The sequence below is a fragment of the Enorma timonensis genome (assembly GCF_000321165.1).
Lineage (GTDB): Bacteria > Actinomycetota > Coriobacteriia > Coriobacteriales > Coriobacteriaceae > Enorma.
In genome coordinates this window covers 1-6,485 of record NZ_CAPF01000002.1, presented here as the reverse complement: position 1 = coordinate 6,485, position 6,485 = coordinate 1, and the positions used below count along the sequence as shown (strand labels likewise).

The following is a 6,485-nucleotide window of genomic DNA, read 5'->3' as shown; positions in this document are numbered from 1 at the left end:
GGGGCACCGCGCGCCGCGGGCTCCAGCGCCGCCGCCCCCGCCGCCCCCATCCTCGAGGCACGCGGCCTCGCCGTAGGGCACGGCGCGCGCCCGCTCGTGCGGGGCGTCGACCTCACCGTCGCGCCGGGGCAGGTCGTGGCGCTCATCGGCCCCAACGGGTCGGGCAAGACGACGCTGCTGCGCACCATCGCCGGCCAGCTCGCCCCGCTCTCCGGCACGCTCCGCATCGCCGGGCGCGACGCCGCCGCCCTGGCCGCCCCCGAGCGCGCCCGCATCTGCGCCGCGCTCTTCACGGAGCGGCCGCGCGGCGACCTGCTCACCTGCCAAGACATCGTCGAGGCCGGGCGCTACCCCTTCACCGGGCGCATGGGCACGCTCTCGGACGAGGACCGCGCCCAGGTGCGCGCCGCCATGCGCGCCGCGGGCGTGTGGGAGCTCCGCGACCGCGACTTCGCCCACATGAGCGACGGCCAGCGCCAGCGCGCCCTCATCGCCCGCGCGCTCTGCCAGGAGCCCCGCCTCCTCATTCTCGACGAGCCCACGTCCTACCTCGACATCCGCGCACAGCTTGACATGCTGCAGCTGCTGCGCCGCCGCGCCCGCGAGCGCGGCATGGCCGTCGTCATGTCGCTCCACGAGATCGAGCTCGCGCAGAAGGCGGCGGACTGGGTCGCCTGCATCCGCGACGGGCGGGTCCTCTGCCAGGGCGCCCCGGACGAGATCTTCCGCGCCCCCACCATCGCGCGCCTCTTCGACCTCGACGAGCGCAGTTACGCGCCGCTCTTCGGCAGCGTCGAGCTCGGAGCCGCCGGGGGCGCGCCCCGCGCGTTCGTCATCGCCGGCGCGGGCACGGGCGCGCGCACGTTCCGCGAGCTCGCACGACGCGGCGTCCCCTTCGCCGCCGGCGTGCTCTTCGCGCACGACGCCGACGGCATCCTCGCCCGCGCCCTCGCCTCCCGCGCGGTGCTCGCGCCCGACTTCGAGCCCATCGGCGCGGACGCCCTCGCCGAGGCCCGCGCGCTCATCGACGGCTGCGAGGCCGTGATCTGCTGCGCCGACGGCTTCCCCGGCGCCGCCGCCCCGAACGCCGAGCTCCTCGAGCACGCCCGCGCGCAGGGCATCCCCGTCTTCGACTCCGCCGCGGCATACTTGGAGCGCCGCGCGCCCGGCAGCCCGCGCGCTACTCCACGCTCTTGAGCGCCTCGAGCATGTCGACGTCGCGCAGGCGGCGGTTCACCACCACGCCGAGCAGCGCGGTGATGGCGCCCACGATGACGAGTGGAATGATGAACACGTACGGCGCGAACGTGGGGTCGAACATGACGTTGTCCGGAGGCACCACGGTGATGATGTAGTTGCGGAACCACACGCCGAGCGCGTACCCCACGAGGATGCCGATCGCCGTGAGCAGGATCGTCTCGCGGTAGATGTACATCGTGACCTCGCCGTCGAAGAAGCCCAGCACCTTGATGGTGGAGAGCTCACGGATGCGCTCCGAGACGTTGATGGTGGTGAGGTTGTAGAGGATCACCCCCGCGAGCAGCGTCGCCACCACGATGAGCACGACCATGATCTTGTTGAGCGATTCGACGATCGTGGCGATCTGCGCGATGAGCGAGGTGTTCTGCACGATGCCCTGCACCGCGGGCAGCTCCATGAGCGCGGCCGCGAACGCGTTCACCGCATCCGGCGAGGAGTCCGCAAGCGTCACGAGCGCCGCGTTGGGCTCATAGGCGGCCCCGAAGGCGCGCACGTAGGCGTCCGCGCCCAGGAAGATGAAGTGCCCCATGTACATCTCGGTGACGCCCGTGCAGGTGAGCTCGCGCTCCGCGCCCGCCGCGTCGCTCACCGTGAACGTGTCGCCCACGCCCACGCCCAGAAGCTGCGCGAGGCGCTCGGAGAGCACGCAGGAATCGGCGTCGAGCGGCACGACGGCGCCGCTCGCGCGCTCGCGCAGGTCGATGTAGTCCCCGAGCTTCCCGGGGTCGTCCGGCACGATGAGCGTGATGTCCTGCGTGTCGCCGTTGGCGCCGGCGACCTTGGTGAGCGCCTCGTAGCGCACGGGCAGCGTGCGCGCGACCTCCGGCTGCGCGAGCGCGCGATCGAGCTCGCCGCACTCCTCGGCGGTGGCCGTGGGCGCCTGCGCGACGATCATGTCGTACGTCACGATCTTGCCGAACTGCTCGGCCGAGATGCCCGAGATGGAGTACTGCGTGCCGAAGCCCGCGACGAGCAGCACCACCGCGCCCGCCACACCGAAGACCGTCATGAACATGCGCTTCTTGTAGCGGAAGAGGTTGCGCGCCGTGACCTTGTGCGTGAAGGAGAGGCGGTTCCAGATGAAGGGGATGCGCTCGAGCAGGATCTTCGAGCCCGACGCCGGCGGCTTGGGCAGCAGGAGCTCCGAGGGCTTGTCGCGCAGCTCCTGGCGGACCGCGAGCCAGGCCGGCAGCACGGCGGACACGAGCCCCAGCGCGACGGCGGCCGCGCTCACCGCGGGGTCGAACAGCAGGTGGATGGGCGGCAGCACGAACTTCGTCGCGTAGGCGTTGTAGACGATCCACGGCAGGAGCGTGTGTCCCGCCACGATGCCGATGGCCGTGCCCGCCATGCTCGAGAGCAGGCCGTACATGATGAACTTGAGCGCCACGTCGCCGTCCGAGTAGCCGAGCGCCTTGAGCGTGCCCGCGCCGATGCGCTCCTCGTCGACCATGCGCGTCATGGTGGTGAACGTCACGAGCGCGGCGATGAAGTAGAGCAGGATGGGGAACACGCGGGCAAGCGCGTCCACGATGTCCGCCACCGTGGCGTAGATCTTGTAGCCGTCGCCGCCCGGCACCTCGCGGCGCGTGCTCGCGCTGTAGCCGGGCGCCTCCAGGTTGGCGAGCTTCTCGCGTGCCTGGGCGAGGTCCGCCTCGGCCGCGGCGAGCCGCTCCTCCGCCTCGGGCTTCTGCGCGTCATAGGCGGCACGTGCCTCGTCGTAGGCGGCCTCCTTGGCGGCGAGCTCCTCCTGCGCGGCGGCGATCTGCGCCTCGGCGCTGGCGGTCGCGGCGGCGAGCTCGCTCGTCCCCGCCTCGTAGGCCGCCTCCTTCTGCGCGAGCTCCTCCTGCGCGGAAGCAAGCTCGGCGCGCCCGGCGTCGAGGGCGTCCTCCCCTACCGCGATCTGCTCGCGCGCGGCCTCGAGCTGGGCGGGCGCCGCATCGAGGGCGGCAAGCGCGTCCGCGGCCTGCTGCTGCAGGTCGACGAGGGTCGCGCGCACGCCACCCAGCCGGTTCGTGACGAGCACGACGACATCCTCCCCGGGCGTCGCCGCGTCGAGGGCCTCGAGCTCTCCCACCAACGACGAGAGCTGCTCGTAGACGGGATACGTGACGTCGTCGGCGGCCGGCGCAGAGGGGAAGAGGGCCACGAGCTGCTGCGCGGCGACCGTGTGCGCGAGGGCGGGCGTCACGAGCGCGGGAGGGGCGGCCGAGATCGTCTCGAGCATGCTGTCGATGCGCTCGACGCCGTCCGCCGCCTGCGCCGCCCCCGCCTCGATCTCGGGGCGGCGCGCGGCCTGCTCCTCATAGGCGGCCTCCTGCTCCGCGTACGCGTCCTGCGCCGCGGAGAGCTCCGCCTCCTTCGCGGCGAGCTCGTCTTGCGCAGCCGCGATCTGCGCGCGGCCGTCCTCGAGCTGCGCGGCCCCGTCCGCGAGCCGCGAGCGCGCCGTGGCCGTCTCGTCCGCGAGCTGCTGCTCACGCTCCTCGATGCGCGCCGCACCCGCATCTAGCTGGCCGCGCGCGTTCGTGAGCTCGCGTTCCGCTGCGGCGAGCTCGGCGCGGCCGGCGTCGACCTCCCGCTGCCCGTCGTCGATCTTCGCCTGGTTCTGCGCCCGCAGCTCGGAGAGGCGCACGCCGGGCTGGTCGGCGAGCAGGCGCTCGAGCTCGTCGCGGTGCGCGTGCACGAGGTCGGCGTACGCGTCCGTGTAGGGGTCGACGCCCGCCGTGTCCGTGAACGTGATCCGCGCCGTCATGTACACGTCCGAATCGAACACCTCGGGCAGCACGACGGCGTACCCGGAGAGCTCGCCCGAGCCCGCCGTCGAGGCGCCCTCGTTCACCCCGCTGATGATCTCGGAGGAGGAGACGAAGCCCGTGACGGTGAACGCGTCGCGCGTGAGCACGGTGTCGCCCTCGGCGTCGGACTTCTCGTCGAAGGTGATGGTGTCGCCCACCTCGTACGCGTCGCGCAAAAACGAGCTGAGCGCGATCTCGTCCGCCGCCTCGGGCATGCGCCCCTCCACCACCTCGTAGCGCGAGACGCGCTCGGGCGCGGACTGGATGCGCAGGCTTTCCGTGGTGCCCTCGACCACGGCGTCCTTCAGGTAACCGTACTCGACCTCATCGATGCCGCCCGCCCGCTCGATGAGCGCGCGGTCCTCGCCGTTCAAGCCGAAATCGCCGATGACCACGATGTCGGCGGCATCGAGCGCATCGAAGTACGCCCGCCCGGTCGCGCGCATGTCCGGGCCCGTCACGAAGAGGCCCACGAGCGCGAACGACCCGAGGGCCATGAGCCCCACGATGGAGAGGAAGCGCCCGAGCGAGTGCCGGATCGACCGGCGGATATCGAGCCAAAGGGCATGCCTGCGGCGCAACGCTGCCATCGCTACCACTCCACCGTCTCGATGTCGGCCGGCGCCGCGCAGGTCTCGATGCGCTCGACGCGCGCGTCGCGCATATGGATCACGCGGTCGGCGATCCGGGCGATCGCCGCGTTGTGCGTCACGATGATCGTGGTCGCGCCGTGCTCGCGGCACATGTCCTGCAAGATCTTGAGCACCTGCTTGCCGGTGCGGTAATCGAGCGCGCCCGTGGGCTCGTCGCACAGAAGGATCTTCGGGTTCTTCGCCACCGCGCGCGCGATGGCGACGCGCTGCTGCTCGCCACCCGAGAGCTGGGCGGGGAAATTGTTCATGCGGCCCTCGAGCCCCACCATGCGCAGCACCTCGACCGGATCGAGCGCGTCCGGCACGATCTCGGTGGCGAGCTCCACGTTCTCGCGCGCCGCGAGGTTCGCCACCAGGTTGTAGAACTGGAACACGAAGCCCACGTCCGTGCGACGGTAGGCGGTGAGCTGGCGGCGGTTCGCGCGGGAGATGTCGCGGCCGTCGATGACCACGCGGCCGTCGCTCGCGGTGTCCATGCCGCCGATGATGTTCAGCAGCGTGGACTTGCCCGCGCCGGACGCGCCCAAGATGACGGTGAGCTCGCCGCGCTCGATTGCGAAGGTCACGTCGTTGTTCGCGACGATCTCCGCAGACCCGGTCTGGTACCGCTTGTACTCGTGCTCGACGTCGATATATGACATGCAGGCCTCCTGTCCGGGCGAGCGCGCTCGGGCGCCCGCCCCGTACCTGAACAGCGTTCTTCCCGCTGGAGCCGGGGCGCGCGCCTACGCGTCCAGCATCCCCAGCAAGCCGGACTCGGTGAGCGTCACCGCCATCCGCTCGACCTCGGCCGCCGGGCGCGCGGGCTCGTCGGCAAGCAGGTTCTGCAGCAGCGAGAAGATCCCTCCCAGCGCGAAGGCGAGCGAGCCCGCGCGCTCGCGCTCGGGGAGGACGCCCTCGAGCAGCCTGCGCTCGCCCACCTGCCGCTTGAAGGCGCGGCTCAGGTGCCCGTAGAGCACGTCGGCGGGAACCCGCTGCATGTAGCGGCGGTCGCGTTCCAAACCGCTCGTGACCGCGCGCACGAGCGCCTCGAGGAAGGCGGAAAGGGCGCGCTCGCGCCCCTCGGGGTGCGGCGAGGCGGGCGCGGCCTGCTCGACCTCGTCGAGCACACCCGCGGCGAAGTCGTCCGCGATAGCCCCGAGCAGCCCATCGACACTCCTATAGTGCTGGTAGAACGTCTTGCGGTCGATATCCGCCTCCTGCGCGATGGCGCTCACGCCGATGCGCTCGTACGGGCGCGTCTCGAGCAGGCGCTCGAACGCCGCGACGATAAGGCGGCGGCTCCTGAGCACGCGGCGATCGGTGCGGTTCTCCATGGCTTCCTCCGTTCCTCGGCGCGGCGCGCGGGCGCGCCGACGATGGGACGGCTATGTTATTCCCCATTTGTTGCTTAATCTATAGATGTGCATCAATTTTCACATGCGCGCACGGCGTGACGCGTTCGACCGAGCGCTATCATGAGGGCATATCACTGCTCACATGCGGGAATGTGAGGTGCCCATGCTTACCGAAGCCCAACGCAAACTCGTGAGGAAGTACTTCCTGCTGCCCCAGCTCGCGCCGCGGGGGCTCGCGACCATCTTCGTCCTCAGCGCCGAGATGCTCCTCCTCTCCATGCTCGACGACCTTGTGTTCCAAACTCCCGGCGCGTTCCTGCCCGGCTGGATCGCCTACATCGCGCTCGTCGTCGCGCTCACCGTGTTCTGCTGCTATGCGTACCTCAGCCCGCGCCTCGGCATGGGGAAGCCCGCGTGGGCGGCCATCGAGCGCGCGCGGA

5 protein-coding genes are annotated in these 6,485 nt (G+C 71.2%); 2 read left to right on the top strand and 3 right to left on the bottom strand.

The features are described from left to right. Window positions 1–1,197, top strand: a 1,197-nt coding sequence (locus BN423_RS10520) for an ATP-binding cassette domain-containing protein (RefSeq protein ID WP_019238257.1), incomplete at its 5' end; no start/stop codon positions are given. Here BN423_RS10520 and BN423_RS00135 read toward each other — a convergent pair. From BN423_RS00135 to BN423_RS00125, 3 genes are all read right to left on the bottom strand, one after another. Continuing rightward, the gene (locus tag BN423_RS00135; protein WP_019238256.1) at window positions 1,181–4,645 is read right to left on the bottom strand and encodes an FtsX-like permease family protein; all 3,465 of its coding nucleotides are present in this window, start codon (window positions 4,643–4,645) and stop codon (window positions 1,181–1,183) included. The two genes, BN423_RS10520 and BN423_RS00135, sit on opposite strands and share 17 nt — an antisense overlap. 2 nt (window positions 4,646–4,647) lie before the next feature. Beyond that, window positions 4,648–5,349 (bottom strand): ABC transporter ATP-binding protein, encoded by a 702-nt coding sequence (locus tag BN423_RS00130; protein WP_019238255.1) that lies wholly within the window; start codon window positions 5,347–5,349, stop codon window positions 4,648–4,650. A gap of 84 nt (window positions 5,350–5,433) precedes the next feature. Then, a complete protein-coding gene (locus BN423_RS00125) occupies window positions 5,434–6,024 on the bottom strand; it encodes a TetR/AcrR family transcriptional regulator (RefSeq protein WP_019238254.1) in 591 nt (196 codons plus the stop codon). A gap of 184 nt (window positions 6,025–6,208) precedes the next feature. On the opposite strand from BN423_RS00125, the gene BN423_RS10515 reads away from it, so the two are divergent. Further along, window positions 6,209–6,485: hypothetical protein (locus BN423_RS10515; RefSeq protein ID WP_043359278.1), on the top strand; the 277-nt coding region annotated here is incomplete at its 3' end.